A 23,572-nucleotide genomic window follows, 5' to 3' on the forward strand; every position below is an offset into this window, starting at 1 on the left:
CTTATACAAGCCCATTAGGAACAAGCCAAGATCAGATTACTCAAATTTCAAGCTGCTCCGGTCTCCCTTTTAAAATGGAACTGTACACAAAAAAAGGACAGCCGTATTGACTGACCTTTAAGTGTCTTCCGTGTCTTCCGTGTCTTCCGTGTCTTCCGTGTTTTCTATGCCTTATGTGTCTTCCGTGTCTTCCATGTTTTCTATGCCTTACGTATCTTCCGTGTCTTACGTGTCTTATCGTGTCTTACATGCCTTACTTGTCTTACTTGTCTTATTTGTCTTACCTATCTTCCATTTATTCCGTTTAATCCATGTATTCCATGCTATTCCGTATCTTAAAAATACTCACACGTCTTCCATTCTTGTTGTATCAGAAATAGCTGCACTGTTAAATATTCACCTGATACCCTAATGTCAGTTCATCGCCAGGAAGGCCACGGATTCCCCAATTGTGCTGCGGCGTTTCGAATATCGTGATCTCCACATCCCGGGAAGAGATGTGCAGCGCATGCTGAATCCGTTCGAACAACAGTCGAATCAACTGTTTCTTGGCTTCCACGGTCCGGCCTTCAAATATGCTGATCTCGATCACGGTGTAACGATCCGTCCTCCCGTCAGGAAAGTAGAAATCCTCCCGGTTCATGGGGAAAAAGCGATGAAATTTTTTATCAACGGGAAGTCCAAACGCTTCACCCACACACGAATGGATCACTCCCGATAATTCTTCCTTCACGGGGTTCAGGCGCTCCCTGACGCCATAAATCTTAATCTGTGCCACGCTCAACTCATCTCCTCTGTTCTCATCTAAGCTCAAGCTATGTTACCTATTATTCCTATTCGTTCGGGCTGTCCGAAAGCCCTTCTTATATCGGTGAATATGTTGAATACGGTATACGGATCATTCTCCCCAATCCGGTTGTTCCCCGATTTCTATTACTACCTCTATTCACCGGTCTGGAACTGCTTCTTCGCCCATTCCACATAGGATGGGTGGCTCTCGATTAATTCCTCGTGCGTACCGCTCCCCGTAATATGACCCTTCTCAAGGACGATAATCTGATCGGCCTCAACAACGGTAGATAACCGGTGGGCGATGACCACGGTCGTGCGCTCCACCATCAGATTATTCAAGGCCTTCTGCACTTCATGCTCGGAATCACTGTCCAGACTTGCCGTTGCCTCGTCCAGAAGCAGAATATCCGGCTTCCGCAAGAGCGCCCTGGCAATTGCAATCCGTTGACGCTGGCCTCCCGACAACTGGATGCCTCTCTCGCCAACCTCCGTGTCATACCCTCTTGGCAAAGCTTCGATAAATCCCTCGGCATAAGCCAGTCTTGCCGCCTCAGCTATTTCTTCCTCGGAGACTGTCTCCTCCCTTCCATAAACGATATTGTCCCGAATCGTTCCGGTCATCAGCGGGCTGTCCTGGGAGACATACCCGAGCTTTCGCCGCCAGGAGTCCAGCGTATAATCGCGAATCTCGTCCGAACCAAACCAAATCTCCCCGCCGGAAGGCGCATAAAAACGTTCAATCAGGGAAAAAACCGTCGTTTTTCCGCTGCCGCTCGGCCCAACCAGGGCGGTTACCTTCTTGGCAGGTATCGCGAACGATACGTCGGACAGGATCGTCTCCCCTTCATGATAGGCAAACCCAACCTTTTTAAATTCAATGTTCCGATGCCCTTGCGGTGCAAGACGTATGGCTCGATCATCGGTTTCCGGCTTGAATTCGAGAATAAGCCGCAATCTCTCGGTAGCTGCCATTACCTTCTGCAGCTGGGAATAGAACGTAGCGAATTGGCTGAACGGAAACATGATCTGGAACAGCAGCAGGATAAACGACACCAGTTCACCTGCGCTGAGCGCACCGGAAGAGACGCGAACACCGCCGTACCCGATAATAACGACCAGCAGCACGACCATGACCATGGACATCAACGGAATCAGGACCGAGTTGATTTTGGCTTCCTTCATACCGAAGCGATACAGGCTGTCCATGTCGTCGTAGCCGCTTTTCTCCTCCTTCCGCTCGGCATTGGATGCCTTCACCAGTCGGATCTCGCCGATCACCTGGGTCAGCATGGCCGACAACTGGGCAAGCTGTCCATACATGCTGATGGAGATTTTGTACATTTTACCGCCGATGGGCATTAAGATTCCGAACCCTACCGGGACTGCGATGAGGATAATGAGGGTCATCCGCCAATCCAGATAAAACAGGATCGCAACGGCACCGATCACGGTCAGCAGATTCGAACAAAAAGCGATCAGATGATCCGTGATCAGCGTCTTCACTTCATTCGTATCGTTGGCCACCCGGCTCATCGTATCCGCCGAGCGATGCTTGTCAAAGAACGGAACCGGCAACGCCAGCACTTTGCTCCAGAGCCGTTTGCGAATCTTGTTCACCGTCTGGTTTCCGACAAAGGCAAGCATATAATACGAGAGTCCGCTTGCTACGGCTTCCAGCAGGAACAGAATCGCCAGAAATCCGACCGTGCGGACATTAAACGAATCCGCTGCAAAATTATCGATCAATTGGCCGGTGATGAGCGGGACGACCAGTCCGGTCACCGCCCCGACCATACTTAGCAGAATGGCAAGAAAGAGCACCAGCTTCGGAATACCCGCGGAACGCAGCAGTTGGATAAAATAGCGAATCGTGGTCTTCGTTACCTTGCCTTTCTCTTCTTCTACGGTTTGCTCCATATCGAATCCCTCCTATCTCTTTCGCTATGATCACATATAGATTTCTTGGATGAAACGGCCGGTAAACGATGCCTCCACTGCCGCCACTTCCTCAGGCGTTCCCGCTGCAACCACCGATCCGCCGGAGGCTCCCCCGCCAGGACCAATATCAAGAATCCAGTCGGAGTTCCAGATCAGGTCCAGATTGTGTTCAACCAGAATGACGGTGTTTCCCGCATCCACCAAGCGGTTCAACAGAAGCAGCAATTGCAACACATCTCCTGGGTGCAAGCCGGTTGAAGGTTCATCCAGCAAATATAGCGTGTGGTTCCTCGTCTTCTTGCTCAGTTCCTTCGCCAGCTTAATCCGCTGACCCTCGCCGCCGGACAACGTTCGAACCGATTGACCCCACTTCAAATAACCAAGTCCGACATCGCAGAGCAGTTTGGTCAACTCCATGATTTTCGGCCGCTCCTCCAGCAGCGTCAGGCTCTCTTCAATTGTCATATCCAGAATATCGGAGATCGTATAACCGTTGTAAGTCACGCGCAGAACCTCTTCCTTGAAGCGCCTCCCTCTGCAATCCGGGCAGCGCACTTCCAGCTCCGGCAGAAAATGCATATGCACCGAGACCACGCCAAGACCTTGGCAGGTCTCGCATCGGCCGCCTGGTGTATTGAATGAAAAATGCTTCGCTGTCAGCTGGCTTTGTTTGGCTTCCGTCATTGCGGCATACCAGTTTCTAATATGGGTATACACATCCGTGTAAGTGGCAATGTTGGAGCGCTGCATGCGGGATACCGGAGATTGGTCAACTGTAATGAGTTGTCCCACGGAATCCCAGCCCGTAATCGCTTTGCAGCCGGTTGGAGTTGATTGATCGCTTCCGGATTCCGCCAGAAGGTCAAACAAGAGCGTGGATTTGCCTGATCCCGACACACCTGTCACCGATATGAGACAGCCGAGCGGGAACGATGCGGTTATGTTCTTCAAATTCCTTAAATGCGCCTCCTCGATCGTAAGCAGGCTGCCGTTCCCTGTCCTGCGCCGGCTCGGTGCCGCAAGCATTCCATTCTCGCGGAAATACGATCCGGTAACGGAGTCGGAGCTGTGGATTAATTCCTCCAGTGTTCCCTGACCCACCACCGTACCGCCCATCGTTCCCGCACCCGGTCCGATGTCGATGATATGATCTGCGGCACGCATGACTTCTTCGTCATGTTCGATCACAAGCACCGTGTTGCCCAGATCCCTCAGTTGTTTCAGAACCTGAATGAGTCCACGGGTATCTTTGGGATGAAGCCCGGTCGTCGGTTCGTCCAAAATATACAGGACCCCCGTAAGCCCCGATCCCAGAATCGATGCCAGTCTAAGCCTCTGGGCTTCTCCGCCCGACATCGTCACTACTTGTCTATCCATGGACATATAGCCAAGGCCGACATCCATAATGCGTTTCAGTCTCACTACGGAATCATAGATGAGTGGTTCCACGATCATTAACTGATCCAAGGATAGCTTTCCGAGTAATGCTTCCATCCAAGCGAGTGCATCCCCAATCGACCAGGCATTGACCTCATGGATAGCCGCCCCGGCAACAAGGACCCGGCGGCTGCCTTCTTTTAGTTTCGTTCCATGACAATCCGGACATTGCTGCTCCTGAAACAGAACCGCCTCACCGGATTCGCTCCCCTTCTCCCGGTACCTTCTCCATATTCCGGTTACAACACCTTCGTATTTGCCTTGCCCTACGGACTTCGGCGGCTTCACTTCCGGAAAATGCCGAATGAACTGCTCACTCTCAACGCCGTAATACAGAAGATCACGCTGAACTTCGTTATAGTCCAGCAGCGGCAAATGATCATCGAACATGAAGCCATAATGTTGCGCGGCTGCTTTCATCGTACTCGTGTGATACTCAACTAAAGCGTTGAACCATGGCTTGACCGCACCGTCTCTTATACTCAGTTCCTGATTGAACACGGCATCCATATTCAGGCTGACCGTTTGGCCGAGTCCGCTGCAGGTTTCGCAGGCGCCTTCCGGCTTGTTAAAGGAAAAATGCGACATCGTTAACTTATCAAGACTGTGACCGCATCGCCTACAATGAACCGTCTCGTGGGAGTCGCTGATCTCTTCCGCGTCCGACGGACCGTGATACGTTTCCCCCTCCACATTCGGCGTGACCGTGTCCCCGCAGGAAGGACAGGTACGCTCACCAAGCTTGGCAAATAAAATCCGCAGCAGCGTGTAGATATCCGTCACCGTTCCGATGGTCGACCTCGGGTTCCGGTTCGTAATGTGCTGACCCACGCTGATCGACGGGGAGAGACCTTCAATCGAATCCACCTTCGGCTTGCTGACCGAGTCCGACACCATGCCCATGGATTCCATATACTGCCGCTGGCATTCACGCTGAAGAGTGTCCATTGCGAGTGTGGACTTACCCGATCCTGAGGGGCCCGTCATGACAACCAGTTTGTACTTCGGGATTTCAAGCGAGACATTCTTCAGATTGTTCTCCCGCGCACCGCGAATCTTAATCGTTCCATTCATAATTCCAACCTCCTTCGATTTACAAACCCATCTTACAACATTGATGCAAGTCTAAAATTCCACAATTAAAAAGGTTGATCCATCACCGTTTTCAAAGGCGGAATCCGTCACATCACTTTAAGGTTTATGTATAATGTTTGTTGGCGGTTTATCCGTGTACCATCGCACGGACTAGATAATGGGCTATAAATAGTTCGTTTCGTTATTTTCCCATCAGGCTTCTTTTCTTTGACCCTTACTTCATGATACAATCCCCCAGAAAAAAGGATTATGGCAGATCCGCGTAAGGCAAGGGGGACCATTATGGGCATCAGACCGATTGATATAGCAAAAAAGCTGGGGATTACCACAAGTGCACTCAAGCACTATGAGAAATGGGGAATCGTCCCTCCTGCTGAACGTGCCCCGAACGGATACCGGGTATATACCGAGGAGCATGCCGCTTATTTTGAATGCATAAGGGCCATGTTTCCCGGTTTCGGTGTAGATGTTACTAAGAAAGTGATGGTCAAACTGCAGGAACAAGAAGTGGATGAAGCGCTTTGGATCGTAAGCGAGGTACAAGCCCGCCTTCAACAGGATAAAATCCTTGCAGAGCGGACGATCCGCATTCTGGATACCGAGCAGCTTGATATTGTAGATGCCCGTGGCCGGAAAAAAGAGCTGACGATCGGTGATGTTGCCGCTGAAACCGGCGTTCCCACCTCGGCCATCCGCCACTGGGAGAAGGAAGGCATTCTTAACCTGCCTCGAGATCAGGACAACGGTTACCGGAAATTCGATGATGCTCAGATCCGGCAGATTATGATCATTCGTATTCTCCGCTCGGCCAATTACCCGCTGGAGGTCATCAAGGATGTATTGCAAGAACTCGAGCACCATCATGTCCATAACGCCAGGCGGGTACTGAAGGACACGCTGGTGTATCTGAATTACCGCAACCACAACCAAATGCGCGGCGTACACTACCTATACCAGTTATGCCGAGTATTGAAATTAATGTAATTCCAGTTCCCTTTCATATTGTGGTGTACACATACAACAAACCAGCACGGATGGAACACATCCGTGCTGGTTTGTTTCTTGCATTCTATGACCTTATGATTCCTGTGACCGTATGCACACGATTTCTATGGATTAACCTTAATGGAGCCCACCGAGGTCGATAGGGATATCGCAGCTCCGCCACCGTTCACGTCGCTCTGCCCCCGGCTTGCGCCTGTAATCTGCCCAAGCTCGGTTTGGGTATCCAGCGTATACTTCATCTGCGGCGCAAACGTGGTCGTGATGCTCCCTGCCGACGTGTTAACCGCCAGGGTGCTGTCCTTATCGATCTCCTCAAGCAACATCTTGACGCTGCCGGCTTCGGTTACGATTTTGGAATTCCCCGTAATTTCCGTTTTGTTGAGCTGAATCTCCCCGGTCCCTAATCGAAGATCAAAAGCCCCCTTCAAATCGTTCACAAGGACCTTTCCGACATCATTATTCATGCGAACCTCTTGAAGGGCTTCCGGCACTTCGATCACATAATCAATCATGAACCCGGAGTCGCCAAACTGCTTCTGCGACCAATCCCACAGACTCGTGCTTGAGTCCTCTTTAGGATGGGTTCTTAATTGCAGCATGCCGTCCTTGAGTGTAAAGGAGCTGGCCGCCTGCTCTGTAACCTGGGTACGGATGTTATCGTTCTTAAAGAAAGCTTCGTTAAACCACACGGTTGTTTTTACTTTGATCTCGCTGCCGGATGCTGCGATGAGCTCGATATTGCCCACGGCATGGTCAACAACTAATCCCTCGGCTGTGCCGATTTCCTGGGCCGCCGTCAATTCGAACTCTTTCCCCTCCCGCTTGACATGATCGCTGATTGCCACCGCGGAATCTCCTGCAAGGTTCCCAACCTGTGCTAATTTATCAAGCTCCTGAATGACGGCTTCATCTGCGTTATTGGCTGCATCACACCCGACCAGCACGGCAAAAACCATTAGCGATGCGATTTTAACCGCCATCGTTCTTTGCTTTTTCATGTTATGATCCTCCCAGTCCATTCCTGTTTATGTATAAATCCATTATAACTGGATGGCAGGATTTAACACGCTTCCCTGGACTGGTTGCTTCCTGGACTTTAGTCGGGGGCAAATGATTGAAAGTGCTACTTCACGGTTCGATTATAGTCCTGAATTTTAGCCGTGATTTCTTTGGCGGCATCATCTAGTGCCTGCTGCGGAGACTTTTTATTGTTAAGCACTTCTTCGATTGCGCCTTCCACGATTTGCCTCGCTTCCGGAAAAACCCCCATCACCGCACCTTGTGTCGCCTTGACCAGCTTCGTCTGATGCAGCTGATCAATCGCGGTTTGGAACTGCGGGAATTTCTCCAGATTTTCCTTCACACTGTCCTCCTCATACGCCTTCGTTGTGATCGGAAAATACCCGGTATTGATATGCCAGTACGCTTGCTGAGATGGAGAAGTCAGAAATTTAATGAATTCCCATGCGGCCTCTTGCTCTGTGTCAGGACGACTGTTCATCATCCACAAGCTTGCTCCGCCAACGATTACTCCTCCTTCAGCCGAGCCTGCCGGCTTGGGAAGGAACCCCGTTCCTACCTCGAATTTCCCCTCCGCACTGTCAACCAGTCCTTTCAATGCCGCAGTCGAATCCAGAATCATGGCAACTTGGCCCGCCGAGAAAGCCTTTTTGGAATCGTCGGTCTTGCGTCCCAGATTGTTGGCAGCCTTCGAATCAACCAATTCCTTCCACCAGGTTAACACCTTTACTCCAGGTTCCGTGTTTACTAGTGATTCCGTTGCCAGATCATCACGGCCATTCCCATGGTTCACGTATTCAGCACCTTGGCTCGCGAATAGCTGCTCCATGAACCAGCCGTAAATCGCAAAATTAGCGCCCACGGCTTTCCCCTTTTTCGATATCGTTTCGGCCGCAATCGTCAACTCTTCAAACGTCTTCGGAGGATTCTCCGGGTCTAGTCCGGCATCCTTGAACAAGTCCTTGTTATAATACAATATAGGATTGGATGAGTTGAACGGCATCGAGTACAGTTTGTTCTCGAATGTATAATAGCCGCTGATATTCGGTTCAAGTTGAGCCGCATCCCATTGGTCCGCATCAATGAAGTCCTGCATGGGGGTAATCAGTTTGGAATCAATCATAAAACGGCTGCCAATCTCGTACATCTGCACAACGGACGGCCCCTCGTTTGTACCCATCGACGCCTTTAATTTGCTTAACAAATCATCATAAGTCCCCTGATACACCGCTTCAACCTGTACCTTATCCTGGGACTCGTTAAAGTTGGCGACAAGCTGGTCAACCACCTTGGTTGTCGCTCCACCCATCGCATGCCAGAACACAACCTTTTGCACGCCAGCTTCTGTCTTGGTGCCAGTATCCGTCCCCTTCGCCGGCTCCTCCCCCATATTAACGTTGCATGCACTCAGCAGCACCATGACCGCAGCCAGCACCACACCAATCATCCTGATTCTTCTCTTCATCACACCAATGCCCTCCCTTTTCTATTCAAAATGACAACCTATGATAAGCCTGCATAAGTGCAAGCGCACCACTTCATTAGCCCTTCAACGCACCTGCCGTAATTCCGCGAACCAGTTGTTTTACGCCAAAAGCGAGCAGCACAAACGACGGGATCAGCACAATCGTCACGCCCGCCAAAATCAGATTCCATGACATCACTTCGGCATGCTGGAGCATGGCGACCCCGATCTGTACCGTGCGCATCGATGCCTTGTTCGTAATGAGCAGCGGCCACAGGAAGTGATTCCAATGGGTAAGGAATGTATACACTGCCAGCGTGGCAATGGACGACCGGGACAACGGGAGCACCATGGAGAAATAACAACGAATATGACCGCATCCGTCGATCTTGGCCGCGTCAAACAGCTCGCGCGGAAGCTGCAGGAAGAACTGACGGAGCAGAAACACCCCAAAAGCACCCGCCATGAAAGGTACGATCAACCCTTGGTAGCTGTCCATCCATCCCCAATCCTTAATTGTCAGATAGTTAGGAATAATCGTCACTTCCCATGGAATCATCATCGTGGACAGGAAGAGTCCGAACAGCACGGCCTTCCCCTTAAAATTCAAAAATGCGAATGCGTAAGCCGCCAGACTCGAAGTAATAACTTGACAGAGCATGATAGCGGTAGAAACAATAAAGCTGTTCAGAATAAAGCGGACGATGGGAAACCCTGAAATGGCTTCCGCGAAATTGCCCAGGTAGAAGCTCGACGGGAACAACGGCGGCGGAAAATTAGCTACCTCCTTCTCCGTCATAAAGGAAGAGAACACGGTAAAGATAAGCGGATACAACACGACCAAAGACAAGAGCAAAAGCAGCAGATACGTGAATGCGGACGCAGCTCTTCGCAGGATCATTGATAATGCACCTTCTTCTCCAGTACTTTGAACTGCAGCAGAGTCAAGAGCAGAATAATCGCAAACAGAATCAAAGCCTGCGCGCTGCCAATGCCAAATCGGAAATTAACGAAGGCATCCTGATAGATGGAGTAAACCATCACATTGGTTGAATTGATCGGGCCGCCCTTCGTCAAAATGTGAATTTGCCCAAACGCCTGAAATGCACTGATAACCGAAACGATCAAGGCGAAGAAGATGGTCGGTGACAGCAGTGGCAGCACGATTTGCAGAAATGTCCGAATCGGCCCGGAGCCGTCCATTCTAGCGCTTTCGTAAATCTCTTCCGGCACCCCTTGTAATCCGCTTGACAGCAGAATATACAGGAATCCCATGTTCATCCAGATGGTCATGATGGAAATGGAGATAAGCGCCCACGAAGGATCGGTTAACCAGGGAATCGGCCCGACATGAACGAGACTTAGAAAATAATTCAGCATCCCTGCCGTAGGATGAAACAACAGAAACCAAATAATCGAGCCGGTTCCGACCGAAATCACGATGGGCAAGGAGAAGATAAACTGAAACACCTTCATGCCGCGCAGCTTGTTGTGGGTAATGGCAGCCAGGAATAGCGACCAGATTAAGGAGGTAGGGACCGTGAACAGTATAAACATCAAGGTGACACCTAAATTTTTATAAAATTGTCCTGTCGATAAGAGCCGGATAAAGTTCTCCAGCCACACAAATTCGACCACTTGACCTCGGGGATCGGTAATGGTCATGCTAAGATAAACTGATTTCAACATCGGATAGAACAGAAACATCATAAATACGATGACGGAGGGTGCCAAAAATCCATAGGCTAAAGCATGCTCTTTCCAAACTCTTTTTCTTACCTCCTTAGATTTTCTGTCATTTAAAACGCTTTCATAATTAGGCAATTGCCATTCCCCTTTCTTTGGGATATTCCCCTCAAACCGAAATGGAAAGCAAAATTCCGCAAAAAAAGAGAACAAAAAAATCACAAAACTGCATGCCTAAACAGACAAGCAATGATGTGATTCTCCTGTTCTCCATCACATATGTAGCTGCTCCTATATTACAATCGGCTCTCAAATATTGTCAACGAATATTCACATATGCATATAATCCCATGTATTGTAATTTTCGGTGGGACAAGAACATCACCCTGCAATTTACATGGGCTGTACTTCTGATCGGCTCTGACTCACCAGTATTACCTTCGTGACTGCCTTGCACTTTGAACCCGACAGCGGCCTAAATGCCCTGTTTACCGGCTTTGTTGCAGTATTCCTGCTGGACGGAGTGAAGCAGGTAGGAGCTTCTATCGCGCTTAAAGCGTATACGCCCGGTGTCATTACGGCAGCGCTTCTGGAAATCCCATATGGCATTTATACCTTTATCGCTTCCTGAACGAAGATTTCGTTGAACCTGCTGCACTCCCAATTGGAACTATGATTTCCTTACCCGTCGTACTTTGTTTGGTATGGTTTGGTCTAACGCTTGGGAAGCAGATGCGCCCATTCGCAGAGATTGTTAAACGTTCGAAGTTGATGCCTACTGGTGTTTTTTAAAAAAATGCCGCCGGATCTCATCATCCGGCAGCATTACATTACTTATTCATCATGTATCCAAAGCTCTGTGTTTAGCTCCAGTTACGTCTAGGCTTGTATCCGGCTTTCTCCAGGAATTCCAGCTCCGTCTCCGGGCCAAGTCCCTGGATGCCCACCTTCGCGCTCATCGAAGTAATCAACATACGGCTGGCAACCTCCAGCGTCTGCAGTGCCATCCGGGCTTCGCGGATGGTGGTATCATAAACAACCACGCCATGGTTCTCAAGCAGCAGCACATTGGCAAGCTTGGCCTTTTTCCGAACGCCTTCACCCAGCGCATCACTTCCTGGATGACAATACGGCACTCTTTCTATTCGCTCCAGGTAATACATCGTCTCAACGAACATGTTCGAAGGAATTTCCAGATCTGAACACGCAATAAGCGTCGTATAGAACGGGGATGCATGAAGCACGGCTCCGATCTCCGGACGGCTTTCGTAAATCGCTCGATGCATGGGGGTTTCTTTGGACGGTTTACGTCCCTCAGCTCCATATACATTCCCGGACAGATCGCATTCGATCAAGTCCGCCTCCTCCAGTTCTCCGAGGAAGGTACCGCTGGCCGTGACCACGTAACGATCACCTTCGCTCCTGGCAGAGATGTTGCCTGCATTTCCCCAAGCCAGATCGTATTGCATCATATATTTACCGGTATGCTGCAGTTCTTTTCTAATCGTCTCCACGTTAGCCATGAGATCGACCTCCTGAATCAGTTTATATTTTTCACTTGAGATTCCCTTACTAGTACACGTTGACTTCTACACGTTGACTTCGTGAGTCCCTTATTTACCGCCCAACAAGTTTGGTAGGAACATCGACAATTGCGGAAGAAACGTAATCAACAGTAAGTCTATAATCAGCACAATATAGAACGGCACCATGCCTTTGCTGATCTGATCCAGCCGGATTTTTGCAATCTGCGCGGATATAAACAGGTTGATGCCAAGCGGGGGCGTACACATCCCAATCGCCAGGTTGACGATCATGATAATCCCAAAATGGGTTGGATCAATACCGAACTCGGCAGCTACAGGAGCCAGCAGCGGCGCTAAAATAATAATCGATGCATTGGACTCCATGAACATTCCTACGATGAGCAGGAATACGTTAACCAACAGCAGGAATACGATTGGATTATCGGATATGTTCACGAAGAAGCCAGCAACTGCCTGTGGAATTCCTTCGCGCGTCATAATCCAGCTGAACAATCCGGCGCTTGCAATGATGAACATAATGACAGAGGTCGTAATCGTAGATTGCGTCAGAATGTTAATCAGCTTGGAGAATTTAATCTCTTTGTAAACGAATACGCCAACGATGAAGGCATAGGCTACAGCAACGCCTGCGGCCTCCGTTGGCGTGAAGATACCGCCATAGATTCCGCCAAGGATAATGATTGGCATAAGAACTGCCCAGAACGACTCCTTGAAAGCCTGCCATACCTCTGCGCGCGTCTTTCTTTTTTCCCGTGCGTAGCCTTTGCGCTTAGCAATCATGTAAACGGCTATCATCAGCGACAATCCAATCATCAGTCCCGGAATAAGTCCCGCCATAAACAGATCACCGATTGAAGTCTCCGCCGCTACCCCATATAGAATCAATGGAATACTTGGCGGAATGATAACCCCCAGCTCACCCGATGTTGCCTGAAGGGCGCCCGTAAAGTTCTTATGATATCCTCGGGAGATCATCGCAGGAATCAGAATGCTGCCAAGTGCTGCCGTTGCAGCAGCGGAAGAGCCTGATATCGCAGCAAAGAACATCGACGTTACAATCGTTACAAGTCCAAGTCCGCCGGGTAAATGACCTGTCAGTGCATTGGCCAGATTCACGAGCCTTCTTGAAATTCCGCCAAATTCCATTAATGTCCCTGCAAATACGAAGAATGGAATCGCCATTAAGGGGAATGAATCCGTTGACGTGAATGAACGCTGAACCAGAACAAGCAGCGGCGTGCCGCCTTCCCACCAGATCGCCACCGCCGAAGCCATTCCCATTGAGACGGCTATCGGTACGCTGATAGCGAAGAAAAGGATCAGACATCCGAATAGTATGATAGGCATTATAATCCTTCCTCCTTCGCTGGCGGTAGTTTCTCGGAAACAATCGTTTCCAGAATGACTGCTACCGCATTGATAATGAGCAGCATGGCCCCGACAGGAATCGCCGCATAAGGGATCGACATGCTGAGTCCCATGGCTGCCGACGACTGCACGGATACCCGATTCAGAATATCAATGCCCTGGACCAGCAAAAGAACAAAAAACACAATGCATATCACCATCACGGTAATGCGGATAACCTTCTTGTTTACTTCACTCACCAGCTCCGGCAGCAGCTCGATCGCAACCAAACGGTGATGCCGCAGTGCAAGCGAGGAACCCAGGAATACGAGGTAAACCATCAAATATCTCGCAAGTTCCTCGGACCAGTGAAGTGGATAACCGATAATCCGGTAAATAATCTGCATGATAATCAGGATGGACATTACACCCAGGATCATGGCCACTGCGATGCCCACGAGTTTGTTGAGCGCGTCGATCGCTTTTAATGTCTGCCGCATGGCTTATCCCCCCTATTGAGAAAAAATGGTTATGGCGTATTAATAATTTTGTCGTAAAGCTCTCTTCCGTACATGTTGGCAAAGCGTTCATGCACGGATTTGGCAGCGGCCTCGAATGGACCTTTTTCAACCTCAACGAACTCGGTTCCAAACTCCTTCAGTTGATTGATGATCTGCTCTTCCTGTTCAAACACCAACTGATTCTCATATTCGGTGGCTTCCTTGGCAGCCTCTTCAACCGCTTGCCGCTGGAACTCATTCAAGCGTTGGTACGTCACTTCACTCATAGCAAGCATCACGTAGCCGTATACATGATCCGTCATCATCATATATTTCTGGACTTCCTGAATTTTGGAGCTTGCCGTAAAAGCAACCGGATTCTCCTGTGCATCGATAACTCCGGTTTGAAGCGAGGAGTAGACTTCTCCGAAGGCCATTGGCGTCGGCGTAGCGCCCATCGCTTCCCAAGCTGCAATGGAAGCCGGAATCTCGGGCACGCGGATTTTCAAACCGCGCAGATCGCTTGGCGTTTCAATTTTCTTGTTCGCGGTCAACTCGCGCGGGGTTCTCATCCAGAACTCCAAGCCACGGACCTCGGCATTATCAAGCAAGCTCTGCTTCAGTTCATCTCCGACATCGCCATAGAGCACATTCTCCAGATGCTGCTTGTCGCGGAACAAATATGGCAGCTCCAGAATTGCATAAGGACTATAGAAATTGGATAATACGCCGGCCGGCAGTGCAAAATCCACCGACCCTATCTGCATGCCTTCGATCAGGTCTCGGTCATTCCCAAGCATGGAGCTGGCATAAACTTCGACCTCAATCTCTCCGTTCGTTTTCTCCTTGACCAGTTCCGCAAATTTAAGCGCACCGAGATGCCATGGATCGGATTCGCCCGTAATATGGCCGAGTCTCAGCTTGATCGGACCATCGCTCGTATTGGGCTTGGTTATAAATAAAGCGCTTACAATGAGCAGTGCAACCACCATGACAACTGTGATTCTTTTCCACATTTGCCGTTCCCCCAATCTGATATGAAGTTCCTGCGGCTTCCGTCCCTAGAAGCAGAAGCCGCGGGGAATATGCTGATTATTCAAAGGTGACAATGACTTTCAGAGATGAATCTTCTTTCTTGTCCACCAGACGGAAGCCTTCCGCCGCCTCTTCATAAGGCAGACGATGGGAAATGACTGATTTGACATTCACCGCCCCGCTGGACAACAAATCAATGGCCGAAATGGTATCTTCACGCGTATAGGTCATGCAGCCCACAATTTCTTTCTCTGTTTGCTGCAAATTTACGATATCGAAGGTTTGCGTGCCATGGAACATCGCAATCGTTACGCAGCGGCCGCCTTTGCGAAGCAAGGAAAGGGCATCATCCACGATTCCCGGAACGCCGGCCGCAATCAGCACCTTATCAAATTCGCCTGCAATGTCTGCCTTGGCTTCCGCTGTCCAATGATCCTTGCCGTGAATATTTAAGGTGTGAGTCGCTCCCATCTCCTTAGCGGATTCAAGCGCGTAATCCATCACATCGGTAACCATCAGCGTTGTAGCCCCTGCCGCCTTGGCTGCCGTCATGGCGAGCAGCCCGATCGGACCGGCTCCAAGAATGGCAACTTTGTCTCCAATTTCAATTCCGGCTTTCCTTACCGCATGAACCCCTACCGCAAACGGTTCAACGAGCACACCCAGCTCATGGTCCAGATGATCCGGCAGTTTGAACACACACGTCTCCGGGGCGGCAAAATATTCAGCCATCGAGCCATACCAGCCCTTCAGGCCAGGCGCTCCCCGCTCCGCGCAATAATTCGTTCTGCCGGTAAGGCAGTAATCGCATTTGCCGCAGCCCACCTGCGGCTCAACGGTTACCCGGTCCCCCGGCTTGAAGGAGGTGACGTCCTTGCCGACCTTCACGACTTCACCGGACAATTCATGTCCGATAATGACCGGCGGCTTCCGAAACAGATGCAATCCCTTATAAGTATGAATATCCGAACCGCAAATACCGGCGGCTTTTACCTGTATCAATACTTCCCCCGTCCCGATTTCCGGTATATCCACGTCTTTAACGACAACTTTGTATGCATCCTCCACATATACAGCCTTCATTGTCTCTCCCCCTTGTTGTAATTCAAGCTTCGCGGTATGATTTCGTATCTCTCTGTTATATAAAAAGCGCTTGCTTCGATTCCTGCAAATGACGGCGCATCACGTCCGCACTGCTCTCCTTGCCGGTCTTCAGCGCTTCGTAAATCTTCCAATGATCCTCCATGAACTTCTCCATCCGATGCGGATCCTTCCGCAAATGTCGGCGCGTGATCCGCTGCAGATGATCATGGTAGTTCAGCAGCACCCGGTGAATCTCCTGATTGCCCGTGCATTCGCAGATAATCAGGTGGAAGTCATGGTCGGCCTGGGCAAAATTCTTCACATCAAGTCGGCTGACGATTTCTGCCGTTTCTTCCAGATTGCCTTCCAGCTCCTTCTCCTGTTCAGGCGTGAGTCTGGTTTCGATCTGCTGGCAGTTGAACGTCTCAAGCGCAATCCGCAAATCATATATATCCACAATCCGGTTCACGGACAGATCATTAATGATGATGCCCTGCTTCGAGGAAACGGTGACAAACCCCTCGGTCTCCAGCCGTGTCAGTGCCGCTTTAATCGGCGTCTTGCTCATCCCTAGCAGCTCAATCAATTCCCTCTCGGACAAAAATCGGCCCGGCTCAAATTTCTCATTCAGAATGCTTTCCTTGATTTCATTGTAGGCCACATCCTTTAACAGAAGAGAAGATGCTGCCCCTTTGCTTTTATCCATCGTCATTCGTGTATTCTCCTATCTTGGGCTATTCATCCGGTTCAAGCGAACCGGCATCCCGCACGTTAATAAAATAATCCGGTGATCCCAGCTGCCCACCCTTAAGCGCCAGTTCCAGACCGGCAAGTCTGGCATCGTCTGAATATACCCTGCACAGTGGAGCGCCCGGTGAAACATCCCATATCATCTCCAGCCCGTATACACCCATTTCACTGGTGACAAAACCGGAGGTATCTCCTCCAGCAATGACAACACGGCGAAGGCCCGGGTTCTGATCCATGATCCGTTTGGTCAGCTTGCCAAGCCGTCTCCCGATAAACTCACCGGTTTCCGCTCCGGACAGCCCAAGCGAATTCAACCTGCTGCGTGTCTCTCCGATGGCTTCATCCTCAGGACCAAGTGCAGTGTACAGCACCACGCTCTGTCCTTCAGCGAGCTTGTCCGCTGCTTGATGGATCCATTCCGACAGGGTCGTTTCATCCGTATTCTGCATCAGGTCCGGCGTTATGCGTATTCCATGAAAACCTTCGGCTATCGCCCGCTCAATCTGAAGCTGAGTGACGGGCGATGCACTCCCTGACATAACCAGAATTGTATCGGTTGGCTGAATACGGGCATCAGGTCCGTTGTTCTCCGATGAGTGCGAGCTAAGTCCAAGCTCATCCCAATGAGCAGCAAGAGCATATTCAACGCCAGAGGAACCGACAACAAACGTTCCCGCCCCTTCCGGCTTACCCTGAATGAGCTCCCCACATCGCTTGAGCCTGTCTTCATCCAGAGCATCAAACAACAGAATTCCCGGTTTCTCTACCAGTTTATCATGATATCGGTGATGAACCGTATCCTGGTCTCCGTCAAGCTCTACGATATCCATCAAAGCGATCACTTCTGAGGTCTGCTCGGCAAGGTGAAGACGCAAATCCGCCTCATGCATCGGAGTGGAAGGATGCTGCGACATCACGGGGTGCCGATCCAAACGGTACACCGTATCATGCATTTTCGCAAAATGCTGGCCAAACAGCGTATAACGTCCGAGACGGGGCGCGCCGACCAGCAGCGGAACCGTAACCTGGTCAGGAAAATAGTCTCTTGCCACCCTAATCGCATGGCCTATGCTGCCAACCTCTGGAGAAGAATCGAAGGTTGAACATGTCTTATAGTGGACGAGCGGTGCGCCGCTCATGGACAGCTTCTCGAATACAGGCCGAAGCTCGGCCTCCATATCCTCTGGAGATTTGGCTCTGCTTGTACCTGCTACACCTACACAGCGAATGCCTTCAAACTTCTTCAGCCGCTCAAGCGAAGGTGCTTCCAGAAACAATACCGTGCGGAAACCGCTTCTGGCCAGTGCCTCCATCGCATCCGTCGAACCGGTGAAGTCATCACCATAGAAAGCAAGCAGCAGCTCATTGTTGTTCATGCTTGTCCCTCCTGAATCTATGATAGATCTATCATAGATCTATTTGAGACCTATTGTATGTGCAGCGCTTTCAAAAGTCAACAATCTTTTCGTTTGCAAGTGATAAACATCATGGCATAGGGGTTCATCGTGTGCCGCATTTAACCCTCATATTAGTCAAGCACCCCCTCATAATCATAAAAGATAGCAGTTTTAATCGGATGTTCGTAGATAAATGAACACGTGGAGGGAGAAACAAAATTCATGGGGAATCAGAGCCATAACCAAAAGAATCAGCATCATGTGCCTCAGCCAATACGCAGTGACGGAGCCGGCGGGCCTGACTATGGCCCGCGGGACGTGATGAGGGATATCGAGAATCCCGACTTGCTTGTGCCTCCAGCTACGGATGCGGGCTTAATGCCCAATCTGAAAATGTCCTTCTCCGACACGCATATGCAGCTCAATCATGGTGGCTGGTCGCGGGAAATTACGGTGCGGGACCTGCCGATTGCCACCACACTTGCCGGCGTCAATATGAGCCTTACGCCCGGCGGCGTGCGGGAGCTGCATTGGCATCAGCAGGCGGAATGGGCCTACATGATCTGGGGCAGCGCCAGAATTACGTCCGTGGATCAAAACGGAAGAAATTTCATCGCAGACGTGGGTCCAGGCGATCTGTGGTATTTTCCCGCCGGTCTCCCCCACTCCATCCAGGGACTGGAGGAGGGCTGTGAATTCCTGCTTGTGTTTGACAACGGCCACTTCTCGGATCTCAATACCTTGTCGATTTCCGATTGGTTTGCCCATACCCCCAAGGATGTGTTGTCTGCCAACTTCGGCGTACCGGAGAACGCATTTGACCATATCCCGGACAAACAGGTCTACATTTTTCAGGATCAGGTTCCGGGCTCGCTTGAAAGCCAGGAGGTCCAGTCGCCTTACGGGAACGTGCCGCTCAGCTTCAAGCACCGCCTGCTGGCGCAAGAACCGATCGTAACCCCTGGCGGAAGTGTAAGAATCGTGGACTCCAGTAATTTCCCGATCTCCAAAACCATTGCTGCTGCCCTCGTCGAGATTAAACCAGGCGCCATGCGGGAGCTCCATTGGCACCCTAATCAGGATGAATGGCAGTATTACCTGTCCGGACAGGGACGCATGACCGTATTCGCGGGCCACGGCACGGCACGGACCTTTGATTACAGAGCCGGTGATGTGGGATATGTTCCATTTGCTTTTGGCCACTACATCCAGAACACGGGCACGGAATCGCTATGGTTTCTGGAAATGTTCAGAAGCGACCGGTTCGAGGATGTATCCTTGAATCAATGGATGGCATTGACTCCTCGGGACCTGGTCCAGGATAATCTGAGAGTCGGACCCGATGTAACCGATGCTTTACGTAAAGAAAAATGGCCTGTTGTAAAATATCCGGGATTCTCGTATTACCCAAGGTAAAGTTCTAACTCCTGTTTGAACGGGGCCGGTTCTTCAACAGTTAAGTTACATAATACAGACCTGCCAAGGAGACTCCTTCATGGCGGTCTGTTTGCTCCCATTCTGATATTTGACTTTTCTTTCCTTCTGCCATATAGTTCATTAATGAAACTATTTCACACGTGAACTATTCGAAAGGAGAACTATCCTTGAACGATAAGGCAAAGCAATGGATCGACCGGTATGTGGACGTCTACCTGCTGGTAACCCGCCGGATCAACGCCCAGATTCGGGAGCATCTCGGAGAGGATCTGACCCATGACCAGTTTCAGGTTGTGCGTTTGATCAACAGCATCGATCACTGTACTTCATCCCATTTGGCTGAGACGCTTGCCGTTGGTAAGAGCTCGATCACCGCCATCGTCAATCGTCTGGTGGATGCAGGCATTATTGACCGAACCCGGGACGAAGCGGACCGAAGGCTGGTGTATTTGTCGTTAACGGAATACGGCAATTCCATTTTTGAGTCAGCCCAGGAGCAGGTGCGGGAGATCATCTCCCCTTACTTGCAGCATTTTGAAGAAAAAGATATTGAAATGTTCATCTCGATGTTCGAGAAGCTGGGGCAGTTGATGTTTGAATCAGGAGGGAGAAAAAATTGAAAGCCATACTGAAAGCAAGATGGGCAATCATCGTTCTATGGCTGGCAGCGGCTGTTGTGCTGTTTATGCTCGCGCCTTCCATGTCAGACCTGGTTCGGGAGAAGGGTCAGCTATCCGTACCTGACGGATACAGCTCGTCGCGGGCCACAGAAATTCTCAAGGAAGCATCCGGCGGAGAAGGCGGAGAAACCCTGCATCAGGTTGCACTTGTCTTCAACAAGCCCGACGGGCTAAGCACCGCGGACAAGGATAGTATCCGGCAAGGCGTTCAAGCCTTAAACGACAATAAAGAAAGCCTCCACATCGATTCCATCAATGAACCGTTCACGCAGACGGAGCTGGAAGACACCCTGATTGCAAAGGACGGCAAGACCATCATGGTCGCACTGCAGGTCAGCGGGGGCCAAGAGGCTGTAAAGGCACTTCCCGATAAGGTCAATGAGGTGCTGGAGGGCGTTCAAGCCGATCATTACCTGACAAGTGAAGGCCTCATTAATGAAGATACCATCGTCAGCTCCGAAGAAGGCCTGAAGAAAACGGAATATATTACGGTTGTCTTTATTCTCCTCATTCTATTCGTGGTATTCCGTTCCTTTGTAGCGCCATTCGTTCCACTGTTGACCGTAGGACTCAGTTACATTGTGTCACAATCGGTTGTATCTTTTCTCGTGGACCAGTTTAACTTCCCGATATCGAGCTTCACCCAGATCTTCATGGTCGCCGTCATGTTCGGGATCGGAACCGACTACTGCATCCTGCTGATCAGTCGGTTCAAGGAAGAACTGACGGCATCAGAAGATACGCAATCGGCTATCATCGAGACCTATCGGAAAGCCGGAGGGACCGTGCTTTATTCCGGGCTTGCCGTATTTGTCGGTTTTGCCGCCATCGGTTTATCGAAATTCATTCTCTACAAATCCGCGGTTGCGGTTGCGATCGGCATCGCGGTTATGCTTCTAGCGTTGGTTACGGTCGTACCGTTTTTCATGGCGGTGCTTGGCAAGAAACTGTTCTGGCCGTCACGCGGCAAGCTTGAGCACAGCGAGAACAAACTATGGGGAGCAGCAGGCTCCTTCTCTCTCAAGCGTCCTTGGGCTGCACTGCTGGTCGTGGCTGTCATCGTAGCCCCTTTCCTTGTTACGTACAGCGGCAAGCTGTCGTTTAACAGTCTGGAGGAGATCGGTCCAAGTTACGCTTCGGTCAAGGGCTTTAACATTATCTCGGACAGCTTCGGTCCAGGGCAATCGCTGCCCTCCACGATCGTAATCAAGAATGATGATCGAATGGATACGGCGGAATATATGGGACTCGCGGAGAAAATCAGCCGTGAGGTGGAAAAGGTTGATGGGGTATCCAGCGTCCGCAGTCTCTCCCGTCCAACCGGCGAGCAAATTAATGATTTCCTCATCCCAACGCAGGTCAAAACGTTAAATGAAGGGTTGGGAGAGTCCAAAGACGGATTGACTCAAATTCAGAATGGATTATCCGAAGCGGGCAAACAGCTCAGCGAAAATACGCCTAAACTGAATGAAGCCGCAGCGGGGGCCAAAGAACTGACCAAGGGAACCGCCGATCTTAAGGACGGCATTACCGAACTTGGTCAAGGTCTCAGCACCATTCAAAAAGGTATTCAGAGCGGAAGTGCGGGCGCCGGCGAACTTAAATCCGGACTTGCGCAAGCTGCGCAGAGCGCTAAAGAGTTAGCTGCCGCAAATGCCCAGCTGCTCCAGGGCTATAAACAGCTTGATACCGGATTAACAGCTCTTGACGGCGGCGTTGCCGGACTTCAGGAGCAGCTGGGTGGCGTAGCTGCTGCACTGGGCGGACTTGACGGTTCCTTCACAAGCCTTGAGAGCAACTATCCGGAGCTAATTCAAGATACCGACTACCAAACCATTAAGGGAACCGTAACACAAACAGCAGCAGGTACTGCCGAGTTGGCTGCGGGTCTTGGACAGATCTCCGAGCAGCTCAAGGGCGCATCCGCCGGCTTATCGGAAGCGAACACCGGATACGCTAAAGCGGCCGCCGGGCAAAAGGCGCTTGCCGACGGACTCCAGCAGCTGGTGTCCGGTATCGGTGAGCTTCAATCCGGCCTCTCCCAGGCAGCTAGCGGGCAAGGCCAGATCATAGGTCAAATCCCTTCCATTACAGGTGGGCTGGATCAGCTTCAGGGCGGTCAGAAGCAGCTTGCCGACGGGTTTGGCGATCTGACCGGGCAGATCGGAGAGCTGACCGAAGGCCTGAATTCCAGTGCCGACGGGCTGAAACAAATCTCGGACGGACTGCATTCCGCCCAGGATTATCTGCAGCAGATTCAGGATGTTCAGGATGAAGAGCTCAGCGGATTCTTCATTCCGCAGGAAGCGCTTGAGAATGAAGAATTTCAGACCGTATTTGATACCTACTTGACCGATAACCGCAAAGTGATGACGCTGGATGTTGTCTTGGCTACCAATCCATACAGCGAAGAAGCGCTAGGCAGCGTCGAGCAGATCCAAACCGCAGTCGATCGTGCCGTGAAGGATACGAAGCTGGAGAACGCCGAAGTTGCCATCAGCGGCATCACCAGCACCAACAACGACCTGCAGAATATTTCGAATGAAGACTACACGCGGACCGTGATTCTCATGCTGAGCGGGATCTTCATCATTCTGGTCGTGCTGCTGCGCTCCATCGTGATGCCGATCTATCTGATTGTTTCATTGGTCATTACGTACTTTACCGCAGTCGGTGTTACGGAGATGATCTTTGTCCACGGCTTCGGATATTCCGGCATCACCTGGGCCACGCCGTTCTTCAGCTTTGTCATGCTGATCGCACTCGGGGTGGACTACAGCATCTTCCTGATGGCACGCTTCAACGAGAATAAGAGCTGGGATGTTCAGGACGCCATTCTTCATGCCATGCGCAATATGGGTACGGTGATCCTGTCTGCCATGGTCATCCTTGGCGGTACATTTGCAGCAATGTATCCATCCGGCGTACTGTCGATGATGCAGATCGCAACGGTGGTTCTGGTTGGCCTTGTGCTCTATGCACTGGTATTCCTGCCATTCTTCGTACCGGTCATGGTACGCATCTTCGGCCGGGCCAACTGGTGGCCCTTCACTCCCAAAGAGCGGAGCGAATCCTCTAGTAAAGGACATGATCTGAAGATGTAATTCAAGCGCACGAACATGCATGCTGATCTGCCTTCTTTTATGAAAAAGAAGCGCCTTGCATGTGAGCGGCAGTTTCTCTTTCTCCAGGCTTATCCGGTGCTTCACACGGACCGTGCATGCTGGTTAAACACAACAAAGGGCTGCACCAGGGTATAACTTACCTTGGGTGCAGCTCTTTTTTTCCTGCGTTCCGATACATGGCTTCTCCTGGTTTGCCTTTTCAGCGTATGTCTTATTCCGTTTAAGGGCTTAGT

19 protein-coding genes are annotated in these 23,572 nt (G+C 50.6%); 5 read left to right on the forward strand and 14 right to left on the reverse strand.

What is annotated here, in order from left to right; genetic code table 11:
- Positions 1–388: 388 nt before the first annotated feature.
- From M2277_RS02990 to uvrA, 3 genes are all read right to left on the reverse strand, one after another.
- On the reverse strand, positions 389–778 hold the full coding sequence (locus M2277_RS02990; protein ID WP_280754093.1) for a tautomerase family protein: 390 nt from the start codon (positions 776–778) through the stop codon (positions 389–391).
- Positions 779–942: 164 nt separating this feature from the next.
- On the reverse strand, positions 943–2,709 hold the full coding sequence (locus tag M2277_RS02995) for an ABC transporter ATP-binding protein (RefSeq protein ID WP_280754094.1): 1,767 nt from the start codon (positions 2,707–2,709) through the stop codon (positions 943–945).
- Between the two features lie 30 nt (positions 2,710–2,739).
- Complete coding sequence (gene uvrA / locus M2277_RS03000) at positions 2,740–5,241, reverse strand: excinuclease ABC subunit UvrA (RefSeq protein WP_280754096.1); 2,502 nt, start codon at positions 5,239–5,241, stop codon at positions 2,740–2,742.
- A 303-nt stretch (positions 5,242–5,544) separates the two neighbouring features.
- On the opposite strand from uvrA, the gene M2277_RS03005 reads away from it, so the two are divergent.
- Positions 5,545–6,246: a MerR family transcriptional regulator gene (locus M2277_RS03005; RefSeq protein ID WP_063480258.1), complete on the forward strand. Its 702-nt coding sequence runs from the start codon at positions 5,545–5,547 to the stop codon at positions 6,244–6,246.
- 125 nt (positions 6,247–6,371) lie between these two features.
- Here the strand turns inward: M2277_RS03005 and M2277_RS03010 are convergent, their stop codons facing one another.
- From M2277_RS03010 to M2277_RS03025, 4 genes are all read right to left on the reverse strand, one after another.
- Entirely contained in the window at positions 6,372–7,265 is an 894-nt protein-coding gene (locus M2277_RS03010; protein ID WP_280754097.1) for a DUF4097 family beta strand repeat-containing protein, read from the reverse strand.
- Positions 7,266–7,390: 125 nt separating this feature from the next.
- On the reverse strand, positions 7,391–8,752 hold the full coding sequence (locus M2277_RS03015; protein ID WP_481857760.1) for an ABC transporter substrate-binding protein: 1,362 nt from the start codon (positions 8,750–8,752) through the stop codon (positions 7,391–7,393).
- Between the two features lie 76 nt (positions 8,753–8,828).
- Positions 8,829–9,653, reverse strand: a complete 825-nt coding sequence (locus M2277_RS03020; RefSeq protein ID WP_006211861.1) for a carbohydrate ABC transporter permease — start codon at positions 9,651–9,653, stop codon at positions 8,829–8,831.
- Positions 9,650–10,576, reverse strand: a complete 927-nt coding sequence (locus tag M2277_RS03025; protein ID WP_063480261.1) for a carbohydrate ABC transporter permease — start codon at positions 10,574–10,576, stop codon at positions 9,650–9,652. The genes M2277_RS03020 and M2277_RS03025 overlap by 4 nt, the downstream gene beginning before the upstream one ends.
- A gap of 304 nt (positions 10,577–10,880) precedes the next feature.
- On the opposite strand from M2277_RS03025, the gene M2277_RS03030 reads away from it, so the two are divergent.
- Positions 10,881–11,069: an HXXEE domain-containing protein gene (locus tag M2277_RS03030; RefSeq protein ID WP_006211863.1), complete on the forward strand. Its 189-nt coding sequence runs from the start codon at positions 10,881–10,883 to the stop codon at positions 11,067–11,069.
- Between the two features lie 232 nt (positions 11,070–11,301).
- Here the strand turns inward: M2277_RS03030 and M2277_RS03035 are convergent, their stop codons facing one another.
- The 7 genes from M2277_RS03035 to M2277_RS03065 form a co-directional block, all read right to left on the reverse strand.
- Positions 11,302–11,961 carry a class II aldolase/adducin family protein gene (locus M2277_RS03035; RefSeq protein WP_036641482.1) on the reverse strand — a complete coding sequence of 220 codons (660 nt, stop codon included), beginning with the start codon at positions 11,959–11,961 and terminating at the stop codon, positions 11,302–11,304.
- A gap of 90 nt (positions 11,962–12,051) precedes the next feature.
- Positions 12,052–13,332: a TRAP transporter large permease gene (locus tag M2277_RS03040; protein WP_006211865.1), complete on the reverse strand. Its 1,281-nt coding sequence runs from the start codon at positions 13,330–13,332 to the stop codon at positions 12,052–12,054.
- The gene (locus tag M2277_RS03045) at positions 13,332–13,832 is read right to left on the reverse strand and encodes a TRAP transporter small permease (protein WP_006211866.1); all 501 of its coding nucleotides are present in this window, start codon (positions 13,830–13,832) and stop codon (positions 13,332–13,334) included. Before M2277_RS03045 ends, M2277_RS03040 begins: the two co-directional genes overlap by 1 nt.
- Positions 13,833–13,861: 29 nt before the next feature.
- On the reverse strand, positions 13,862–14,848 hold the full coding sequence (locus M2277_RS03050) for a TRAP transporter substrate-binding protein (RefSeq protein ID WP_006211867.1): 987 nt from the start codon (positions 14,846–14,848) through the stop codon (positions 13,862–13,864).
- 76 nt (positions 14,849–14,924) lie between these two features.
- Entirely contained in the window at positions 14,925–15,950 is a 1,026-nt protein-coding gene (locus M2277_RS03055) for a zinc-dependent alcohol dehydrogenase (protein ID WP_006211868.1), read from the reverse strand.
- 55 nt (positions 15,951–16,005) lie between these two features.
- Positions 16,006–16,662, reverse strand: a complete 657-nt coding sequence (locus M2277_RS03060; RefSeq protein WP_280754098.1) for a GntR family transcriptional regulator — start codon at positions 16,660–16,662, stop codon at positions 16,006–16,008.
- Between the two features lie 22 nt (positions 16,663–16,684).
- Complete coding sequence (locus M2277_RS03065; protein WP_148246744.1) at positions 16,685–18,076, reverse strand: four-carbon acid sugar kinase family protein; 1,392 nt, start codon at positions 18,074–18,076, stop codon at positions 16,685–16,687.
- A 243-nt stretch (positions 18,077–18,319) separates the two neighbouring features.
- On the opposite strand from M2277_RS03065, the gene M2277_RS03070 reads away from it, so the two are divergent.
- The 3 genes from M2277_RS03070 to M2277_RS03080 all read left to right on the forward strand — a co-directional run bounded on the left by M2277_RS03070 (position 18,320) and on the right by M2277_RS03080 (position 23,318).
- On the forward strand, positions 18,320–19,513 hold the full coding sequence (locus tag M2277_RS03070; RefSeq protein ID WP_006211871.1) for an oxalate decarboxylase family bicupin: 1,194 nt from the start codon (positions 18,320–18,322) through the stop codon (positions 19,511–19,513).
- Positions 19,514–19,701: 188 nt separating this feature from the next.
- Positions 19,702–20,154: a MarR family winged helix-turn-helix transcriptional regulator gene (locus M2277_RS03075; RefSeq protein ID WP_036641467.1), complete on the forward strand. Its 453-nt coding sequence runs from the start codon at positions 19,702–19,704 to the stop codon at positions 20,152–20,154.
- Complete coding sequence (locus M2277_RS03080) at positions 20,151–23,318, forward strand: MMPL family transporter (protein WP_148246743.1); 3,168 nt, start codon at positions 20,151–20,153, stop codon at positions 23,316–23,318. Before M2277_RS03075 ends, M2277_RS03080 begins: the two co-directional genes overlap by 4 nt.
- Positions 23,319–23,572: the final 254 nt, after the last annotated feature.

The organism is Paenibacillus sp. LBL, from assembly GCF_029893715.1.
Classification (GTDB): domain Bacteria; phylum Bacillota; class Bacilli; order Paenibacillales; family Paenibacillaceae; genus Paenibacillus_AQ; species Paenibacillus_AQ glucanolyticus.